This window comes from Stenotrophomonas sp. SbOxS2, assembly GCF_013416715.1.
GTDB lineage: Bacteria > Pseudomonadota > Gammaproteobacteria > Xanthomonadales > Xanthomonadaceae > Stenotrophomonas > Stenotrophomonas lactitubi.
This window is the reverse complement of sequence record NZ_JAAVXD010000023.1, coordinates 1-683: the sequence shown is the minus strand read 5'-3', so window position 1 is coordinate 683 and position 683 is coordinate 1. Positions and strand designations below refer to the sequence as shown.

1 protein-coding gene is annotated in these 683 nt (G+C 62.7%); it reads right to left on the bottom strand.

Going from position 1 to position 683, the window contains the following annotated elements; translation table 11 throughout:
- The coding region (locus HFK18_RS21620) for an electron transfer flavoprotein subunit beta/FixA family protein (RefSeq protein ID WP_180167809.1) at window positions 1–459 on the bottom strand (459 nt) is incomplete at its 3' end.
- Window positions 460–683: the final 224 nt, after the last annotated feature.

Genomic DNA, 683 nt, shown 5'->3' with positions numbered 1-683 from the left:
GGCCGTGTCGCCGGCGAGCTCGATCTTCGAGGCAAAGGTGCCCTGGGCCCAGCCGAGCAGGGCGGCCAGCATCTGGCCGGTCTGGTTGGAATCGTCGTCGATCGCCTGCTTGCCGAGCAGCACCAGGCCGGGCTGTTCAGCCTCGACCACGCCCTTCAGCACCTTGGCGACACCGAGTGGCTCAACCTGATCGTCGGTCTTGACCAGGATCGCGCGGTCAGCACCCATGGCGAGCGCGGTGCGCAGCGTCTCCTGCGCCTGGGCCGGTCCGATGGAGACGACGATGATTTCCTCGACCTTGCCGGCTTCCTTGAGCCGGATCGCCTCTTCGACCGCGATCTCGTCGAACGGATTCATCGCCATCTTGACGTTGGCAAGCTCGACGCCTGAGCCGTCGCCCTTGACCCGCACCTTCACGTTCGCATCGACAACCCGCTTCACCGGGACGAGAACTTTCATCGGATTGCTACCTCTCTGAACAGCGTTATTGAGCGCGCTATAGCAGCGCTTGACCCGACGCAACTGCCGAATGCCGACATGTTGGACGGAAAAACAGACTTGATCTCGTGCTTTCGGTGGCGGGAGGGCTGCCGTTAGCGCGCCGGACCGTAGTTGCGGGCGAACGTAGCGTCAATATCCGGCCGGACCTCAAATCGGTTGAAAACAGTGCAGTGCAACATGGC